This is a genomic window from Caballeronia sp. BCC1704 (assembly GCF_902833455.1).
GTDB lineage: Bacteria > Pseudomonadota > Gammaproteobacteria > Burkholderiales > Burkholderiaceae > Caballeronia.
On the sequence record NZ_CADFFT010000003.1, the window covers coordinates 755964 to 771695 of the forward strand.

Below are 15732 nucleotides of genomic sequence, written 5' to 3' on the forward strand. Positions count from 1 at the left end.
CATAACGCAGCACGAAGCACGGAGGACGAAAGCATGGTCAGGAACAGCACAACCCGGGTTGCAACGCTCGCCGCGCTGCTCGTCGCATTGTCGCTCACGGCGGGCTGCAAGCGCGGCGGCGACGCGAGCAGCGGAGCCGGCGGCGGCGCGGCAAGCGATACGTCGGCGGCGGCCGCATCCGCGTCGATGGGTTCCGCGCCGATGGCGTCGGCGCCGGCCGCGGCGAGCTTCCCCGCCACCGCCGCGAGCGACGCGCCCGCAGGCGCGAGCCAGTAGTCAGGCGCCGCGGCGTCAGTCGCGGCTGCCAACACACTTCACAGGAGAGATGAGAATGGCGAACAACCAGTCCGGCGGATCGAACAGCATGTTCATCGACATGCAGAAGGCGCTGAAAGGCATCGACTATCCCGCCGACAAGCAGACGCTCCTCGACACCGCTCGCAGCAACGGCGCGAGCGAGGAGGTCACGAACGCGCTCGACGCGTTGCCCGATCAGGAATACGAAAGTCCCGCAGCCGTATCGAAGGCGGTGGGCCAGGAGAGTTGAAATTCTTTCCGTCGCGGCGGCCGCGGCAGCGCGGCCGCCGCGCATTTTCATTCTTTCGATAGGAGAACCTGATGAGCATTTTTTCGACCATTCTGAACAAGATTTTCCCGCACGATCACCCGGCCGCCACCGCATCGGGCGGCACGACGCCGCCGGCCGCGAACAATGCCGCGGGCGGCGCGACGGCAGCGGCGCAGGCGAGCCCGACCGCGACGTCGGCGGCGCCGGCCACGTCGGGCGCGGAGCCCGCGCGCCCGCCCGTCACGCCGATGCCTGAAGTCGATGTCGAAGCCATCCTCTCGCAGAAGCAGCAGCAGCACGGCGCGAATCTGAACTGGCGCACGTCGATCGTCGACCTGATGAAGCTGCTCGACCTCGACAGCAGTCTTCAGGCGCGCAAGGAACTCGCAACCGAGCTGCACTACACGGGCAACACGGACGACTCTGCATCCATGAACATCTGGCTGCATAAGGAAGTGATGAAGAAGCTCGCCGAGAACGGTGGCAAGGTTCCGGACGACCTGAAGAGCTGACACCCCGCGCGGCCGGCTCCGCACTGCGCCGCGTGGTAATCGGAGTTCGGCACAGCGAATGCTTAATCGCTGCGTCGACTCCTTTCTCAATGATCCCGGCCATGAAAGAACCGGTCTCGCGACGCGCGAAGCTCGTCTTGTTCCCGTGGAAGAAGGACCATGCGGCCAAGCCCGGCCTCAACGAAGACGACTACGCGGTGTACGCGTCGTATCGGCCGCACGTGAGCGGCGGCTTCGTCGGCACGCTGAAGGTGGTGCGGCTGACGGATGCGCGCCTGCTCTATCCCTTCGACGGCGCCGAGGAACTCGGTCCGTTCGATTCGAAGGATGCCGCGAAGAACGCGGCGCAGACGCGCGGCAAGCAGATCGTCGACGCGGATCTTAAGACGCCCGAACTCTGAACGACGCCGCGCGGCGCGTGGTGCATCATCGCGTGAGGGACCATTCGGTCTGCGCCGCGCCCGCCTTCATCGCCCATTCGGCGAACGGCGGCAATTCGCGCGCATTCGGCGCGCCGTACCAGCGGACCTCGTAACGCTCTTCGACGCGATCCCCCGGCTGTCCCGACGCGCCCGCTACGGCGGCGAGACGGCAGCCGCGCGCGCGCATCGATTCGACGAGCGCTTCCTTCGAGAAACGTCCGGGCTCGTAGGTGATCTTCAGTTGTGCCTGATTTTCGCGCGGAATCCGCACTTCGATTGCCTTCATGAACCACAGCACGACGATGCCGAGCACGACGCCTGCGACGCCGAGCCCGAGTTGTCCGCCGCCGAAGCACAGGCCGACCACCGTCACGAACCACAGCGTCGCGGCCGTCGTCACGCCTTTGACGAGGCCGTCCTTGCGCATGATCGCGCCCGCGCCGATGAATCCGACGCCCGACAGAATGCCGAGCGGCAGGCGCATCACGTCCATCTGAACGAAGGACTCCGGCGTCTTGCCGGACTGGGACAGCAGCGCGTTGACTTCGAGCATGGAGAGGCACGCGGCGAGGCAGACGAGCAGCGTCGTGCGCAGGCCCGCGACCTTGCCGGATTCGCCCCGGTCGAAGCCGATCAGGATGCCCGCCACCGCGGCCAGCAGCAGGCGTGTGAAGACGTCGCGCCATTCGAGGGTGAGCGGCATCAGCCCCATGGTCGTTCTCCGTTTTTGTTGTGGTTTGGGCCGGGCTTGCTGATTGACACGGTCTTTGCGGCCCTATGCGGAGGATGTCAAGCAAATGTCGAACCAGGGGTGTGTTTCAGGCGTTCGGCGGTCGTGCTTTGACTTGTGGGCGGCTGGCCTTGCTGTCGTGATTTAGTACGCGAGCTTTTGAAGCGACGCGACGAGCAAGACGGCGGCAATGCGGGGCGGCCGTGGCCGAGGACACTCGCGTGCGAGCGGACAGGACGCGCGGAAGCAAACAGAGTGCGACGAATGCGGCGATCCATGCAACCCGCCGCCCTCCGCCGATCTATAAACGCACCGACTCACCTCCGCCGAATCGCATACAGCGAAGTCGGCAGCGCGATCGGGTTATCGGGCTTGAACCAGCTCATGTCCGGTATGCGCGAGTCGGTCACGTACACGGTGCCGTCCGGGCCTTGCGTGAACGTGTCGGGCCAGCGCAGTTGCGGATCGCGCAGCAGCGTCCAGAGCCGGTCGCCCTCGCGCACGCGCACCGCGTGATCCTCGACGCCCGACACATACAGCCGGCCGCGCCGGTCGAAGAGCAGCCCGTCCGCCGGACCGTCGATGCCCACCATCTCCACGCGCGACGACACCTGCTGCGCGCTCAGTTGCGGATTCTGCAGCGCGTCGGTGGCAATGCGATACAGCGTCTTGCCCTTCACCGCCTGCCAGTACAGGTAGCGGCCGTCGGGCGTGAGCGCGATGCCGTCGGCGGAGAAGTTCACGCCGCGGCCATCGGTCTGCCGCAGCGGCTTGCCATCGACGGTCACGGTCACGGTCTTGTCCGCCTGCGTGCTCGGATCGCCGTCGAGCAGGCGCCGCGCGACGCCCGTCGTCCGGTCGATCACGACGATCGCGCCACGCGCCCCGGAATCGGTGATGTAGACGAAGCGGCCGTCCGGGCTCAGGCGCACGTCGTTCAAATAGCTGCCCTGCGGCGCGATGCTCTCATCGAAATGAAACACATGCGCGATCTGGTTCGTCGCGAGATCGATCTGCGCGAGCTTCGGCGCGCCCGGCACGACGAGCGACTGCGCCGGCGCGCCGGGGTCCAGCACCCAGAGATTGCCCTGCTTGTCCGCCACGACCGACTGCACGCACACCCAATGATCCTCGGGCGAAATCTCGTCGCGGCGCGCGTTGCGCCACGCGTTCCACTCGGCATCCGGGAACGGCCGCAGGTCGCCGCTCGCGCCCAGCTCCGCCACCGAGATCGGCGCGTCTTCCGTCCAGCGCGGGAAATTGACGAAGGTGCGGCCCGTCGGCGAGACGGTCACGCCTGTGACCTGATGTTCAAAACGCGCGACGAGTTGCAGCCGCGCGCCGCCGTGGCGCTCGCTCGCGGCGACATCGCCCGATGGGTCCTCTGCGAGCGCGGATTGCGCGACGAATGCGAATGCGAGGCTTGCGGCGGCGACACAGCGGCTCAGTCGGTACATGGTCGACTCCTGGTTAGTCAATAAGCGTCGCGCGTCTGGCGCACATAGCGCCGCGCCATCATCACGAGCAGCACCGCAGCCGCGCCGGTCAATGCCGCGCGCGCGCCCGCCGGTTGCAGGCGCGCGCCGGTGTAGAGGCTGAATTCGCGCACGCGGCCGTTCTTGCCCGAGCGCTCGCGCAGATCGCCGCCGCCTTCGTAAAGCGCATCGCCGCTTTGCTTCGGTTCGCCCTTCGATTGCGCCTTCACGCCCAACAGGCTCGCGATCGCGTCATAGAGACGCGGCGCGCTCTGGCCGAAGCTCGCCATCGCCCGCGACGCGCCGCCGACATAGATATCGCGCTCCGGACGCACGGCCGCGTGAAGAATCGCCTTCGCGACAACGTCGGGCGCATACACCGGCGGCGGCAGCTTCGGCTCTTCGTCGAGATAATTCTTCGCGTGTTCGACGAAGAGCGTGTCGATGCCCGCGGGCTTGATGAGCGTCACCGAGACCGGCACCTTCTCGTTCTTCAGTTCGAGGCGCAGCGAGTTCGTGAAGCCCTTCACCGCGTGCTTCGATGCGACATACGGGCCTTGCAGCGGGACCGCGACATCCGATAGTTCGCTGCCCAGATTGATGAGCGCGCCGCCGCGTTCGCGCAAGTGTTTCACCGCCACGCGCGAGCCGTTCACGACGCCCCAGTAGTTCGTCTCGAAGAGCTTGCGCTGGTCTTCGAGCGAGACATCGGCGATGCGGCCGTAGACCGAGACGCCCGCGTTGTTGATCCACGTGTCGAAGCCGCCGAAGCGGTCGATGGCGGCATCGGCGGCGGCCTGAAGCTGGCTTTCGTCGGCGACATCGGCGGCCGTGTACGCGACGGCGGGCGCGCCCTCGCTCGTAAGTTCGTCGGCGAGCACGGCAAGCGCGGTTTCGTCGCGCGCGACGAGCATGAGACGCGCGCCGGCCTTGGCCGCGCGCCGGGCGGTGGCGAGACCGATCCCGCTCGTCGCGCCGGTGAGGACAATCGTCTGTTGATCGAGAGGCTTGAGCTTGGTTCGCATGGCAGGTCCGGAAGGTTGAATATCCGGTTGCATGCAGCATCCCGCGTTCCTTGGCACGTCTGACGGTTGGCGCGTCAGCCAGCGACCAGCGTTGAAAAGGCTTCGCGCATGTCGCCGACAAATGCATCGCATGCAACGGAGAGCGGCTGCGAAGCGGGCGTGACAATGTAGAAATGATCCGGCACGGCGGGCTCGAACGGCTTCACGGCCACGCGCTGACGCGCATACGCGGCGGTCACCGGGTCGATCAGCGCGACGCCTGCGCCGTTGGCCACCAGCGCGACGATGGCTTGCGAAAGCTGCGCCTCGACGACGAGATCGCGGCTCACGTCATGATCGACGAAGACGCGGTCGATCGCGCTTCGCGCATCGAAGCTCAGCGGAAACGAAATGAAGCGCTCGCCGCGCAGATCGGCGGGGCGTAACGCAGGCTTGCGCGCCAGCCGATGTCCGCGCGGCACGATGCAGCGCATGACGGCATCGGCAAGACGCTCGCTGCGCACCGCGTGATGCGGAATCGGCTCCGCGATAAGCCCGACATCGCACTGTCCGGACGCCACTTTGTCGACCACCGTGGTCGCGCTGTGCGCAAGCAGCGTCACGTCGATGCCGGGATGCGTCTCGACGAAGCGCGCGATCACGGCGGGCAGCAAATCGAGCGCGACCGCCGGCGACCCGGCCACGCGCAGCGACCCGCGCCGCATCGCGCGAATCTGCTGCGCCGCCTGCGTGATGCGGTCCAGTCCGACGAACGCGCGCTCGACTTCCTCGAAGAGCACGCGCGCCTCGGCAGTCGGCACGAGTCTGCCCTGCTGACGCTCGAACAGCACGAACCCGACGCGGCTTTCGAGATCGGCGATCAGGCGGCTCACGGCGGGCTGCGAGATATGCAGCGACGCGGCGGCGCGCGTCACCGTGTGGCGCAGCATCACGGCGCGAAAGGCTTCGATCTGGCGCAGTCGGAGGTCGGAGGCGGTCATAACATTGGATTATAGATGACGAAACATTCGTCATTTGACGCCGCTTTTTGCACGAAGCACCCTTGCGTCGACACATAAAACATGCGGGAACGAGCAGCGAATGCAGGAATCAACACGCCATAACACCGGACGACTCGCCTTCGATGTCGTCGTGATCGGCGGCGGACTCGTCGGCATGGCGATCGCCTACGGGCTCGCGCGTGGCGGCCAGCGCGTCGCCGTCTGCGATGGCGCGGATGCCGCGTATCGCGCGGCGCGCGGCAACTTCGGCCTCGTCTGGGTGCAAGGCAAGGGCGGTCGATGCCTGCCGTACGCGCAGTGGTCGCGCGAATCGTCCGAACGCTGGGGCGCGTTCGCCGCGCAGTTGCGCCGCGAAACGGGCGTCGAGACGGGTTTCGAGCGGCCCGGCGGCATCGAGCTATGCGAGACGGTGGAAGAACTCGAAGCCGGCCAGCGCCTGCTCGAATCGCTGCGCGCGCAGGACGCCTCGCTCGACTATCACGTGCTCGACTGTCACGCGCTCAAGCAGCGCATTCCCGCGGCATCGAGCGCGCTGGCGGGCGGCCTCTATTCGCCGAACGACGGCCACGCGAGTCCGCTTTACACGCTGCGCGCGATGCAGCAGGCGTTTCAGCGCCACGGCGGCGTCTACCTGCCGAGCAACGAAGTGCGCGAGATTCGTCCGCGCGCGAGCGGGTTCGAGGTCTTCGCGGCGTCGGGCGTGCTGGACGCGGGGCGCGTCGTGCTCGCCGCGGGCCTCGACAATCTGCGCCTCGCGCCGATGGTCGGCATGCACGCGCCGATCACGCCGTTGCGCGGACAGATCATGGTGACGGAGCGCCTCGCGCCGTTTCTCGATTATCCGACGCTCGTCGTGCGGCAGACGCCCGAAGGCTCCGTGCTGCTCGGCGACTCGGCCGAGCACGCCGGCTTCGACGACGGCCAGACGCGCGCCGTCATGGCCGACATCGCTCGCCGCGCCCGCACGGCGTTTCCGGTGCTCGCGCACGCGCGCATCGTGCGGGCGTGGGGCGCGCTGCGGATCATGACGCCCGACGGCCTGCCGGTCTACGAGGAATCGCGCGCGCATCCCGGCGCGTTTCTCGCCATCTGCCACAGCGGCGTCACGCTCGCCGCCGCGCACGCCGACGTCATCGCGCCGTGGATCGCGGGCGGCGCAAAGCCGCCCGTCTTGCAGCCGTTCGTCGCCACGCGCTTCTCGAATTCGACCGATGCACACCATGTTTGAACCTCTCACCGCTCGCCCTGCCGCGACTGTCCGCATTCATATCGACGGCGCCGCGCGGCACGTTCCGAGCCACTACTCCGTCGCCGCCGCGCTGCTGGAGAGCGGGCAGGCCACTTGCCGCGCGACACCCGTCACCGGCGCGGCGCGCGGCCCGTTCTGCATGATGGGCGTGTGCTTCGACTGCCTCGTGGAAATCGACGACGTGCCGAACCAGCAGGCGTGCATGACGCGCGTGCGCGAAGGCATGCGCGTGCGCTCGATGGCCGGCCGCGCGAGGCTCGCATGACCCAGACGTCCTGCGATCTGCTGATCGTCGGCGCGGGGCCTGCCGGCATGGCCGCCGCCATCGAAGCCCGCGCGGCGGGCCTGTCCGTCGTCGTCGCCGATGAAGGCGAAGCGCCCAGCGGACAGATTTATCGCAATGTCGCCGAATCGCCGCTCGCCGACGCGCGCGTGCTCGGCGACGACTACGCCGCCGGACGCGTGCTCGTCGAACGGTTCGTGGCAAGCGGCGCGCGGCATCTCGCGCGGTGCGTCGTCTGGCAGATCGCGTTCGAAGAGGGCATCGTCGCGATGCTCACGCGCAGCGCGAGCGGCGCGGAAGCGGGCGGCACATTGGAACTGAAGGCCCGAGCCGTGTTGATCGCGACCGGCGCGCAGGAGCGCCCGTGGCCGGTGCGCGGCTGGACGCTGCCGGGCGTGATGGGCGTCGGCGCGGCGCAGACGCTTCTGAAATCGGCGGGACTCGCGCCTTCGCAAGACGCGGTGCTCGCGGGCAGCGGACCGCTGCTGTGGCTCTTCGCTTCGCAACTGATCGCGGCGGGACGCAGCGTTCGCGCCATTCTCGATACGACGCCCGCGGGCGCGTTCAGGCGCGCGCTGCCGCACGCCCTGCCCGCGCTGCGTGCCGCCGACTATCTCGCCAAAGGCGTGCGCATGATGCGCACGGTCGCGAAAGCGGGAATCGACGTGCATCGCGGCGTGAGCGAAGTGTCCATCGAAGGCGAAACCGAAGCGCAACGCGTGCGGTTTCGCGACGCACGCGGCGCGCGACATGCCATCGATACATCGCTCGTGCTGCTGCATCAGGGCGTGATCCCGTCGACGCAACTCGCGCGCTCGCTCGGCTGCGAGCACGAGTGGGACGCGGCGAGCGCTTGCTGGCGGCCGCGCACCGATGCAAGTGGCCGCAGCAGCATCGACCGCGTGTGGATCGCCGGCGACGGCGCGGGCATCGGCGGCGCGAAGGCGGCCGCGCACGCGGGCACGCTCGCGGCGCTCGACATCGCGCGCCGGCTCGATGCCATCGACGACGCCACGCAGGCCGCGCGCAGCCGCCCGGCGCAACGCGCGCTGCGCCGCCATCTCGCGGTGCGCCCGCTGCTCGACGCGCTCTACACGCCGCCCGCCGCGCTGCGCCGCCCCGCTGACGACGACGTGATCGTCTGCCGCTGCGAAGAAGTGAGCGCGGGCGAGATCCGCCGCATCGCCGCGCTCGGCTGCCAGGGGCCGAATCAGATGAAAGCGTTCTCGCGCTGCGGCATGGGGCCGTGCCAGGGCCGCTGGTGCGGAACCACCGTGAGCGAACTGATCGCAGAGGTGCAGCAGCGCGGCGTCGGCGATGTCGGCTATTACCGCATCCGCGCGCCGATCAAGCCGGTCACGGTCGAACAACTGGCCGATTCCATCACGCTCGACGACGACTTCGCGCGCGGCGACTTTCCCAGCTAGTCAACCACACCACACGGAGCCAACACGATGACCCCACACTCGAGGAAGATTCTCGCCGCCGCCGCGCTCGCCATGATGACGGCGGCCGCCTCGCTTTCCGCGTCCGCGAAGGAATGGAGCACCATTCGCATGGGCGTCGATCCGACGTATCCGCCGTTCGAATCGGTCGCGAAGGACGGCGCGGTGCAGGGCTTCGACATCGACCTCGGCAACGCGCTCTGCGAGCGCCTGAAGGCGAAATGCGTGTGGGTGCAAAGCAGCTTCGACGGCCTGATTCCCGGCCTGCAGGCGCGCAAGTTCGACGTGATTCTCTCGTCGATGGCGGCGACTGCCAAGCGCCGCGAGCAGATCGACTTCACCGACCGGCTGTATCGCAATCAGACGCGCCTCATCGCCCGCTCCGATGCGCACCTGCTTCCCGAAGCCGCGAAGCTCGCGGGCAAGCGCGTCGCGGTCGAGCAAGGCACCGTGCAGGAAACCTATGCGCGCGAGAAATGGGCGTCCGCCGGCGTCGAAGTGGTGCCGTATCCGAGCTACGATCAGGCGTACGCCGACCTGGTCGCGGGCCGGGTCGATGCCGTGTTGATGGACGCCGTGCAGGGTCAGTTGGGATTTCTCGCGACGCCGAGCGGCAAGGGCTTCGCGTTCGCGGGCGACGTGGTGTATGACCCGAAGATCATGGGCGACGGCGACGCCGCCGGCGTGCGAAAGTCCGACGCCGACCTGCGCGACGCGCTCAACGGCGCGATCGCCGGCATGCTGCGTGACGGCTCGTATCGCAAGATCGAGGCGAAGTACTTCGACTTCGACATGTACGGCAAATGAACCGGCGCGGCGCGCGTGGCGCGTTCAGGCGCGCGCGCCGCTCTCCCCGAACCCGACCTGCGCCCGCCGCGGGCCGCCTGCGCGCTGCATCGTCAGCGCGACGATCTCGCGCGTCGGAATGCTGGTCGCAAGCGTCGCGACCTGCCTCGCGCTGAACCATTCGCAGCGCGTGATCTCGTTGCGCGGCACCGGAATCGCCAGATCGCCGATAACCGCGCCGAATACGTGATGGTGCTTGTTCACGCCGCCGAACAGAAACAGGTACTTGAGTTCGTCGACAACCAGTCCCGTCTCTTCCTCCAGCTCGCGCCGCGCCGCCTCTTCCGGCGACTCCTTGCGCCAGATCGTGCCGCCCGGCAACGCCCAGCGGGAACGCTTGCGCGCGACGAGCAGAATCTTCGTGTCGCGCGTGCAGATGATGGTCGCTCTCTCTTTCATCGTCGTCGACGTTCCGGCTCTCCAGCAACGCGCGGCAGCGCATTGGCACCCGCGCGGATTTCGTTGCAGAATCCGTTAGCCATAACCATGCCGCGACGCGCCGCCTCTGACTGAGCGGGCCGCAAGCCATCGGCCGCGCGCCGGCTCGGACTAAACTAGCTGCATCATACGGAGACAGCATGGTCGAGCCTTCGCAGTGGGACGTTCTCGTAGTGGGCGGCGGCATCAACGGCGCGGGCATCGCGCGGGATCTGGCCGGGCGCGGCGCACGCGTGATGCTCGTCGAACAGGACGACCTCGCGCAACACACGTCGTCCGCAAGCACCAAGCTCATTCACGGCGGCCTGCGCTATCTGGAATACCACGAGTTCGGGCTCGTCCGGAAGGCGCTTAAGGAACGCGAGGTACTGCTCTCCATCGCGCCGCATCTCATCGCGCCGCTGCGCTTCGTGATGCCGCACGTTCCCGCGCTGCGCCCCGCATGGATGATCCGCGCGGGCCTCTTTCTGTATGACCACCTGAGCCGCCGCGCCGTGCTCGAAGGCTCGCGCGGCGTCGACTTGCGCACGCACTTCGCGGGCGCGCCGCTCGTCGATTCAATCACGCACGGCTTCATCTATTCCGATGCCGCCGTCGACGACGCGCGGCTCGTCGTCCTCAACGCGCTGGATGCGCAAGAACGGGGCGCGCAGATCGCGACCAGGACGCGCTTCGTCGGCGCAACGCGGGGCGAGCGCGAATGGCGCGTCGAACTGAGCGATGCGTCCGGTCAACGGCGCGAAGTGGCGGCGCGCGCCATCGTCAACGCGGCGGGTCCGTGGGTCGGCGCGCTCGCCGCCGGGGATTCCACCGCGCGCCCGATGCGGCTCGTGAAGGGCAGTCACATCGTCACGCGCAAGCTGTTCGATCACGATCACGCGTACATTCTCCAGAACGACGACCGGCGCATCGTGTTCGCGATTCCATGGCAACGCGACTACACGCTGATCGGCACGACGGACGTCGACTATCAAGGCCCGCTCGCGGACGTGCGCATTGCGGATGACGAGATCGAGTATCTGTGCGCCGCCGTGAACCGCTATTTCCGCGAGCCGGTGACGCCCGCGGACGTCGTCTGGTCGTATGCAGGGGTGCGGCCGCTGCTCGCGGACGGCGCCGACGATGCGGCTTCCGCCACGCGCGACTATCGGCTGGAACTCGATGCGCGCGGCGCGCCGCTCGTCACCGTATTGGGCGGCAAGATCACGACCTACCGCCGGCTTGCAGAAGAAGCGGCCGAGCAGCTCGCCGCCCCGCTCTCGCTGACAGCGCCTGCGTGGACGCACGCCGCGCCGCTTCCGGGCGGCGACATGCCGGATGCGGACTTCTCGCGTTTCCTGCGAGCGTTTCGCGAGCGGCATCGCTTTCTGTCGGCGGAACTGGCCGAACGCTATGCGCGCGCATACGGCACGCGCGCCGACGCCATGCTCGATGGCATCGACACGATGTCCGCCATGGGAACGATGCTCGCGCCGGAACTCTATGAAGCGGAAGCCGCGTATCTCGTCGCTCACGAGTGGGCGCAAACGGCCGACGACATTCTCTGGCGCCGCACGAAGCTCGGCATGCGCGCGAGCCCGGCCGACGTCGAGCGGCTGAACGCGTGGCTCGCCGCGGGCGATCGAGCTCAGCGCGATGCGCGGCGCAACAGTCCGGCGAGCGCGAAGCCCGCGCCGAGCGCGACGTAAGTGAGCGCGAGCCCCTGATTCGACAAATGCGCTTCGTAGCCCGGCGTCAGGCGCTTGGGCACGACATGGTAGTCGACGACATACGCGACGGCGCTCGTCGTCACCGCCGATGCCGCTATCTTGGCCGGCGACGGACGGCGGCCGCACAGCGTTTCGAACAGCACGCCCCAGAAGACCGCGCTGCCTAGGTGAATGCCCGCGCCCGTTGCCGTGTATTTCGCGCTCAGACGCTCTTCGCGCGGCGCGGAATCGGGCCATAGACAATGCGTGACCGCGTTCATCACCGCATAGGGACGGTGCCCTGACTTCGCCGCCAGCGCCGCCGCGATCGCAGCCGACGCCAGTCCCGCCACGCCGCCCGACGCGAACGCGCGCATCAGTGCGCTATCGGATGTGGAATTCATGCGCTTCGCCTCCGCTTTAGGCGTGTCTAGCTGCTCTTGTTACCCGGCTCGCGAACGCGCGTCGAGTAGGTATCGTTGCCGCATTTCGGGCACTTCGGAATGGTGTGGCCCTTCGTGACATGCGTCGAGTGATGGCACTTGGCGCAGCGGAAATCGCCGGTTTTCTCGGCCTTCTCGCCTGAATGAGCTGACATACGCGCCTCCGCTTCGGACTCCATTGTTTCTATGTGCGCAGCAAGCGTTATTCCGAGCGGATGGAGCCTCGCGGCACAGCGATTGCGCGTCAACGGATACGCGCGGTGAAGCGCGTTTCTCTCGACAAGGAGCACGTGATGACCGAACCCGCTGAACATTTGTTGGACTGGCTACGCGACGCACACGCCATGGAGCAGCAAGCCGAACAGATGCTGCGCGCGCAATCCGGCCGCCTCGAAAACTATCCGCAACTGAAGGCTCGTATCGACCAGCATCTGGAAGAGACGCTCGGGCAGCAGAAGATCGTGCAGGAATGTATCGAGCGCCTCGGCGGCTCGACTTCCATCATGAAGGACCTGACCGCGAAGATGATGGCGTTCGGGCAGGCCGCTGGCGGCATGACGCAAACCGACGAAGTCGTGAAGGGCGCGATCATGAGCTATGTGTTCGAGAACCTGGAGATCGCGTCGTACACGTCGCTGATCGCGGCTGCCGAGCGTTGCGGCGACGCGCAGACCAAGGCCGCCTGCGAGCGCATTCTTCCGCAGGAGCAGGCCATGGCGCAGTGGCTGCTCGAACATATTCCGTCCATCTCGACGCAGTATCTGGAGCGTTCCGCCGCAGGACAGGAAGCAAAGAAATAAGTGACGCGTATCGCGACGGCTCAAGTGGCACGTCCGTTGCTGAGAAGAAAACGCCCGCCCGTTCGTATGTCCGAGCACACGACGGGCAGGCTTTCCGATACCGCGGCATTCAGCGCCGCATCACGCCAGCGCGATTCTTCTGCGCTGAGGCTCGCAGCAGCACGACTGCAAGTGACGTCACGACGCCCTCACTGTCGCTGCGAGTTAGAAGCCTCTTGAAACCTCGTTCGGGTGCCGCTTGCGCCGCAAGCGCTGCTCGTCCATAACCAGGAGCCGTTGATATGTTCGTACATAACAAACGCCTGCAATATACCGTCCGCGTGGCAGCCCCGAATCCCGGCTTAGCCAATCTGCTCCTCGAGCAGTTCGGCGGCCCGCAAGGCGAGCTTGCCGCCGCCATGCGCTATTTCACGCAAGCAGTGACCGAAGACGATCCGGGCCGCAAGGACATGCTGTTCGATATCGCGACCGAAGAGATGAGCCACCTCGAAGTGATCGGCAGCATCGTCGCGATGCTGAACAAGGGCGCGAAGGGTGCGCTCGCCGAAGCGGTGGAGCAGGAAGCCGAGCTGTATCGCTCGATGACGGGCAATGGCAACGATTCGCACACGACCGCGATTCTGTACGGCGCGGGCACGCCGCTCACGAACTCGGCCGGCGTGCCGTGGACGGCGGCGTATATCGACACCATCGGCGAGCCGACGGCTGACTTGCGCTCGAACATCGCAGCCGAAGCGCGCGCGAAGATCGTCTACGAGCGCCTGATCAACGTGACCGACGATCCCGGCATCAAGGACGCGCTCGGCTTTCTGATGACGCGTGAAATTGCGCATCAGAAGTCGTTCGAGAAGGCGCTGCACTCGATTCAGCCGAACTTCCCGCAAGGCAAGCTGCCGGGCGTGCCGGAGTTCACGAGCGTGTACTTCAACATGTCGAAGGGCGATGACGCACGCGGCCCGTGGAACGAAGGCGGCGACTGGAAGTTCGTCGAAGATCCGCAGCCCGCAGTGGATGGCGGCGACGGCACGGCGACCGTGCAGGTGTCGGAGCAGGACGTTGAGGCGCTGCAGGCAATGGCTGCGCGCACCGCGTCCGACCCGACCGCCGATCCGACGACCGGCGCGGACCTCGGCGCAGGACAAGCTGTAACGAAGTAACGATTCTTGCAAGACGCCGGGCGCCGCCAGAGAAGCGGCGGCGCTGGCGAGAACTCAACGCCGTTCGCGGACGGCGCATTCAACGTAGCACTTTTGTCAACGTGGAGTTTAGTTATGCCAACTGTCACCTCAAAAGGAACGGTCGCCGTTCATCGCAGCCCGGTGGACTGGCTTGCGGGCGCGCTCGTCATCATCGGCGCGCTGAACTGGGGCCTCGTCGGGCTGATGAATTTCGATCTGGTCGCGGCCATCTTCGGCGCGGGATCGCCAGGCGCGCGCATCGTCTATGTACTCGTGGGACTGGCAGGACTGTATTCGCTGATCCGGGCTTTCATGCCGGCGCGCGAGCATGGCCTTGCACATCACTGAACGGCGCGCCGCGCGTGAGTCAGCGCGCGGCGCACCTTTCGCGTCATTTCGTCATCGCGCGGTGCAGAGATGCGCGTTGACCTTGACGGGCGCCGCATTCTTCTCGAAGGGCGGCTGCGGCACGAAGCTCTGAATCACGCCGGGTCTGAAAATCAGGCAGTACGTGGAGCCGCCGTACTGAAAGTAGCCTAGTTCCTCGCCTTTCTTCACGCGATGGCCGGGCAGCGCCTCGATCATGCACGAGGACACTTCCGCCATGCCGATGAACACGCAGGCCACCTCGCCGATAGCGGGGTCGTCGCTCTCGATCACGATTACCGCCCGCGCCGCCACCGCGCTGATATAGCCTTGTGAGTCGTTCAGGCTGCTCGGCTCTTCTCCTTCGGATTCGGCGTCGGAATAGTAGGTGCCGTCCACCAGATACGACTTCGTGATGGTGCCGCTCACCGGCGCGTGCCAGCGGTGATAGTAAAACGCGCTCAAATACGCCTGATAGATGGTGCCGCCGACGAAGCGCTTCGCCAGTTCCATCTCCTTCGCGGTGAAGATTTCCTGTAGCGAGTAAGGCTGCGACTTGATCCAGAACGAGTCCTGGAGCTTGACGTCGTGCTTGATCGCATAAGGCGATGCCTCGCACGCGCTCACGATGACCTTGTCGTTGTCCGGCTCGGCGACGGGCCGCGCGCCCGGCTTGAACTCACGCGTGAAGAAGTGGTTCCACGACGAGAAGCCCCAATACGGCTTGTCCGGATCGCACAGAAACTCCGACAGACCGATTTCCTTGTCCGCCTCGGGACTGAACCAGCCATTCGGCGATGACGTGTTCAGATGCGTGCGCGAATAAGGCCCGCTGAGAAAGCCGGACCACACGTTCAGAATGCGCTTCAGATGCTTGTTGAACGCGGGATCGCGAAAGAGCGAATAGCCGGAAGGCATCACCATCGGCCAGTCGAGCAACGCGTTCACCGGGCAGTGGATCAGGCTCTTTTCGCTGAACGGCGGCGCGTAGGTGAGCATGGCATCGAGCAGAACCACGAATTCGTCGATATTCGCGTAGGCGAGTTCGAAGCCTTCGTTTTTGGCCTGCTCGATGGCGCTCGTGAACTCCATCCGCACGACCGGGTCCTCCCGTATGAAGGCGGCGAATTCTTTCACCACGCTATGCATCTCGGCCTTGCCGGCGCGCTCGCGTGCATAGGCGGCGAAGTTCCTGCGAAAGCTCGCGATCGCTTCCTCACCGTCGGGCAGCCAGCCGCCCAGTCGTCGCTTCTCTCGGCTCAT

Annotated in this window: 20 protein-coding genes; 12 read left to right on the forward strand and 8 right to left on the reverse strand. The window is 66.6% G+C overall.

Features of this window, described 5'->3' with window-relative positions:
• Window positions 1–33: 33 nt before the first annotated feature.
• The 4 genes from HWX53_RS19000 (at window position 34) to HWX53_RS19015 (ending at window position 1481) form a co-directional block, all read left to right on the forward strand.
• Entirely contained in the window at window positions 34–276 is a 243-nt protein-coding gene (locus HWX53_RS19000) for a hypothetical protein (protein ID WP_175943667.1), read from the forward strand.
• 49 nt (window positions 277–325) lie between these two features.
• Entirely contained in the window at window positions 326–547 is a 222-nt protein-coding gene (locus HWX53_RS19005) for a DUF2795 domain-containing protein (protein ID WP_175943669.1), read from the forward strand.
• A gap of 71 nt (window positions 548–618) precedes the next feature.
• On the forward strand, window positions 619–1080 hold the full coding sequence (locus tag HWX53_RS19010) for a DUF3597 domain-containing protein (RefSeq protein WP_175943671.1): 462 nt from the start codon (window positions 619–621) through the stop codon (window positions 1078–1080).
• Between the two features lie 101 nt (window positions 1081–1181).
• Window positions 1182–1481 carry a DUF6723 family protein gene (locus HWX53_RS19015; RefSeq protein ID WP_241270027.1) on the forward strand — a complete coding sequence of 100 codons (300 nt, stop codon included), beginning with the start codon at window positions 1182–1184 and terminating at the stop codon, window positions 1479–1481.
• A gap of 25 nt (window positions 1482–1506) precedes the next feature.
• On the opposite strand, the gene HWX53_RS19020 is transcribed toward HWX53_RS19015, so the two are convergent.
• The 4 genes from HWX53_RS19020 to HWX53_RS19035 all read right to left on the reverse strand — a co-directional run bounded on the left by HWX53_RS19020 (window position 1507) and on the right by HWX53_RS19035 (window position 5712).
• Window positions 1507–2214, reverse strand: a complete 708-nt coding sequence (locus tag HWX53_RS19020) for an MgtC/SapB family protein (RefSeq protein WP_175943673.1) — start codon at window positions 2212–2214, stop codon at window positions 1507–1509.
• Between the two features lie 335 nt (window positions 2215–2549).
• Window positions 2550–3689, reverse strand: a complete 1140-nt coding sequence (locus HWX53_RS19025; RefSeq protein WP_175943675.1) for an L-dopachrome tautomerase-related protein — start codon at window positions 3687–3689, stop codon at window positions 2550–2552.
• Between the two features lie 17 nt (window positions 3690–3706).
• On the reverse strand, window positions 3707–4732 hold the full coding sequence (locus HWX53_RS19030) for an SDR family oxidoreductase (protein ID WP_175943677.1): 1026 nt from the start codon (window positions 4730–4732) through the stop codon (window positions 3707–3709).
• 74 nt (window positions 4733–4806) lie between these two features.
• Window positions 4807–5712 carry a LysR substrate-binding domain-containing protein gene (locus HWX53_RS19035; RefSeq protein WP_175943680.1) on the reverse strand — a complete coding sequence of 302 codons (906 nt, stop codon included), beginning with the start codon at window positions 5710–5712 and terminating at the stop codon, window positions 4807–4809.
• A gap of 100 nt (window positions 5713–5812) precedes the next feature.
• Between HWX53_RS19035 and HWX53_RS19040 the strand changes: the two genes are divergently transcribed.
• From HWX53_RS19040 to HWX53_RS19055, 4 genes are read left to right on the forward strand one after another with little or no spacing between them, the layout of a single operon-like run.
• A complete protein-coding gene (locus tag HWX53_RS19040) occupies window positions 5813–6961 on the forward strand; it encodes an FAD-dependent oxidoreductase (protein WP_175943682.1) in 1149 nt (382 codons plus the stop codon).
• Window positions 6954–7247 carry a (2Fe-2S)-binding protein gene (locus tag HWX53_RS19045; RefSeq protein WP_175943684.1) on the forward strand — a complete coding sequence of 98 codons (294 nt, stop codon included), beginning with the start codon at window positions 6954–6956 and terminating at the stop codon, window positions 7245–7247. Before HWX53_RS19040 ends, HWX53_RS19045 begins: the two co-directional genes overlap by 8 nt.
• Window positions 7244–8692: an NAD(P)/FAD-dependent oxidoreductase gene (locus tag HWX53_RS19050; protein WP_175943686.1), complete on the forward strand. Its 1449-nt coding sequence runs from the start codon at window positions 7244–7246 to the stop codon at window positions 8690–8692. Before HWX53_RS19045 ends, HWX53_RS19050 begins: the two co-directional genes overlap by 4 nt.
• A 27-nt stretch (window positions 8693–8719) precedes the next feature.
• Window positions 8720–9517 (forward strand): ABC transporter substrate-binding protein, encoded by a 798-nt coding sequence (locus tag HWX53_RS19055; RefSeq protein ID WP_175943688.1) that lies wholly within the window; start codon window positions 8720–8722, stop codon window positions 9515–9517.
• A 24-nt stretch (window positions 9518–9541) separates the two neighbouring features.
• Here HWX53_RS19055 and HWX53_RS19060 read toward each other — a convergent pair whose 3' ends face one another.
• Window positions 9542–9955, reverse strand: coding sequence for an NUDIX domain-containing protein (locus tag HWX53_RS19060; RefSeq protein WP_175943690.1), 414 nt, complete (start codon window positions 9953–9955; stop codon window positions 9542–9544).
• Between the two features lie 179 nt (window positions 9956–10134).
• Between HWX53_RS19060 and glpD the strand changes: the two genes are divergently transcribed.
• Window positions 10135–11682 carry a glycerol-3-phosphate dehydrogenase gene (gene glpD / locus HWX53_RS19065; protein ID WP_175943692.1) on the forward strand — a complete coding sequence of 516 codons (1548 nt, stop codon included), beginning with the start codon at window positions 10135–10137 and terminating at the stop codon, window positions 11680–11682.
• Here the strand turns inward: glpD and HWX53_RS19070 are convergent.
• Together HWX53_RS19070 and HWX53_RS28060 are read right to left on the reverse strand one after the other, a co-directional pair.
• Window positions 11622–12086 carry a hypothetical protein gene (locus HWX53_RS19070; protein WP_175943694.1) on the reverse strand — a complete coding sequence of 155 codons (465 nt, stop codon included), beginning with the start codon at window positions 12084–12086 and terminating at the stop codon, window positions 11622–11624. The genes glpD and HWX53_RS19070 overlap by 61 nt on opposite strands.
• A gap of 26 nt (window positions 12087–12112) precedes the next feature.
• Window positions 12113–12439 carry a hypothetical protein gene (locus HWX53_RS28060; protein WP_347879165.1) on the reverse strand — a complete coding sequence of 109 codons (327 nt, stop codon included), beginning with the start codon at window positions 12437–12439 and terminating at the stop codon, window positions 12113–12115.
• Between HWX53_RS28060 and HWX53_RS19080 the strand changes: the two genes are divergently transcribed.
• From HWX53_RS19080 to HWX53_RS19090, 3 genes are all read left to right on the forward strand, one after another.
• Window positions 12419–12925: a ferritin-like domain-containing protein gene (locus tag HWX53_RS19080; protein ID WP_175943696.1), complete on the forward strand. Its 507-nt coding sequence runs from the start codon at window positions 12419–12421 to the stop codon at window positions 12923–12925. The genes HWX53_RS28060 and HWX53_RS19080 overlap by 21 nt on opposite strands.
• 281 nt (window positions 12926–13206) lie before the next feature.
• The gene (locus HWX53_RS19085) at window positions 13207–14082 is read left to right on the forward strand and encodes a manganese catalase family protein (protein WP_175943699.1); all 876 of its coding nucleotides are present in this window, start codon (window positions 13207–13209) and stop codon (window positions 14080–14082) included.
• Between the two features lie 114 nt (window positions 14083–14196).
• Window positions 14197–14451: a DUF378 domain-containing protein gene (locus HWX53_RS19090; RefSeq protein ID WP_175943701.1), complete on the forward strand. Its 255-nt coding sequence runs from the start codon at window positions 14197–14199 to the stop codon at window positions 14449–14451.
• A gap of 51 nt (window positions 14452–14502) precedes the next feature.
• Here the strand turns inward: HWX53_RS19090 and HWX53_RS19095 are convergent, their stop codons facing one another.
• Entirely contained in the window at window positions 14503–15732 is a 1230-nt protein-coding gene (locus HWX53_RS19095; protein WP_175943703.1) for a phosphatidylserine decarboxylase family protein, read from the reverse strand.

Excerpts from the sequence above, each read along its gene's own strand:
- HWX53_RS19000 (WP_175943667.1), top strand. The coding sequence starts at position 34 with ATGGTCAGGAACAGCACAACCCGGGTTGCAACGCTCGCCGCGCTGCTC.
- HWX53_RS19005 (WP_175943669.1), top strand. The coding sequence starts at position 326 with ATGAGAATGGCGAACAACCAGTCCGGCGGATCGAACAGCATGTTCATC.
- HWX53_RS19010 (WP_175943671.1), top strand. The coding sequence starts at position 619 with ATGAGCATTTTTTCGACCATTCTGAACAAGATTTTCCCGCACGATCAC.
- HWX53_RS19015 (WP_241270027.1), top strand. The coding sequence starts at position 1,182 with ATGAAAGAACCGGTCTCGCGACGCGCGAAGCTCGTCTTGTTCCCGTGG.
- HWX53_RS19020 (WP_175943673.1), bottom strand. The coding sequence starts at position 2,214 with ATGGGGCTGATGCCGCTCACCCTCGAATGGCGCGACGTCTTCACACGC.
- HWX53_RS19025 (WP_175943675.1), bottom strand. The coding sequence starts at position 3,689 with ATGTACCGACTGAGCCGCTGTGTCGCCGCCGCAAGCCTCGCATTCGCA.
- HWX53_RS19030 (WP_175943677.1), bottom strand. The coding sequence starts at position 4,732 with ATGCGAACCAAGCTCAAGCCTCTCGATCAACAGACGATTGTCCTCACC.
- HWX53_RS19035 (WP_175943680.1), bottom strand. The coding sequence starts at position 5,712 with ATGACCGCCTCCGACCTCCGACTGCGCCAGATCGAAGCCTTTCGCGCC.
- HWX53_RS19040 (WP_175943682.1), top strand. The coding sequence starts at position 5,813 with ATGCAGGAATCAACACGCCATAACACCGGACGACTCGCCTTCGATGTC.
- HWX53_RS19045 (WP_175943684.1), top strand. The coding sequence starts at position 6,954 with ATGTTTGAACCTCTCACCGCTCGCCCTGCCGCGACTGTCCGCATTCAT.
- HWX53_RS19050 (WP_175943686.1), top strand. The coding sequence starts at position 7,244 with ATGACCCAGACGTCCTGCGATCTGCTGATCGTCGGCGCGGGGCCTGCC.
- HWX53_RS19055 (WP_175943688.1), top strand. The coding sequence starts at position 8,720 with ATGACCCCACACTCGAGGAAGATTCTCGCCGCCGCCGCGCTCGCCATG.
- HWX53_RS19060 (WP_175943690.1), bottom strand. The coding sequence starts at position 9,955 with ATGAAAGAGAGAGCGACCATCATCTGCACGCGCGACACGAAGATTCTG.
- glpD (WP_175943692.1), top strand. The coding sequence starts at position 10,135 with ATGGTCGAGCCTTCGCAGTGGGACGTTCTCGTAGTGGGCGGCGGCATC.
- HWX53_RS19070 (WP_175943694.1), bottom strand. The coding sequence starts at position 12,086 with ATGAATTCCACATCCGATAGCGCACTGATGCGCGCGTTCGCGTCGGGC.
- HWX53_RS19080 (WP_175943696.1), top strand. The coding sequence starts at position 12,419 with ATGACCGAACCCGCTGAACATTTGTTGGACTGGCTACGCGACGCACAC.
- HWX53_RS28060 (WP_347879165.1), bottom strand. The coding sequence starts at position 12,439 with ATGTTCAGCGGGTTCGGTCATCACGTGCTCCTTGTCGAGAGAAACGCG.
- HWX53_RS19085 (WP_175943699.1), top strand. The coding sequence starts at position 13,207 with ATGTTCGTACATAACAAACGCCTGCAATATACCGTCCGCGTGGCAGCC.
- HWX53_RS19090 (WP_175943701.1), top strand. The coding sequence starts at position 14,197 with ATGCCAACTGTCACCTCAAAAGGAACGGTCGCCGTTCATCGCAGCCCG.
- HWX53_RS19095 (WP_175943703.1), bottom strand. The coding sequence starts at position 15,732 with ATGAGCCGAGAGAAGCGACGACTGGGCGGCTGGCTGCCCGACGGTGAG.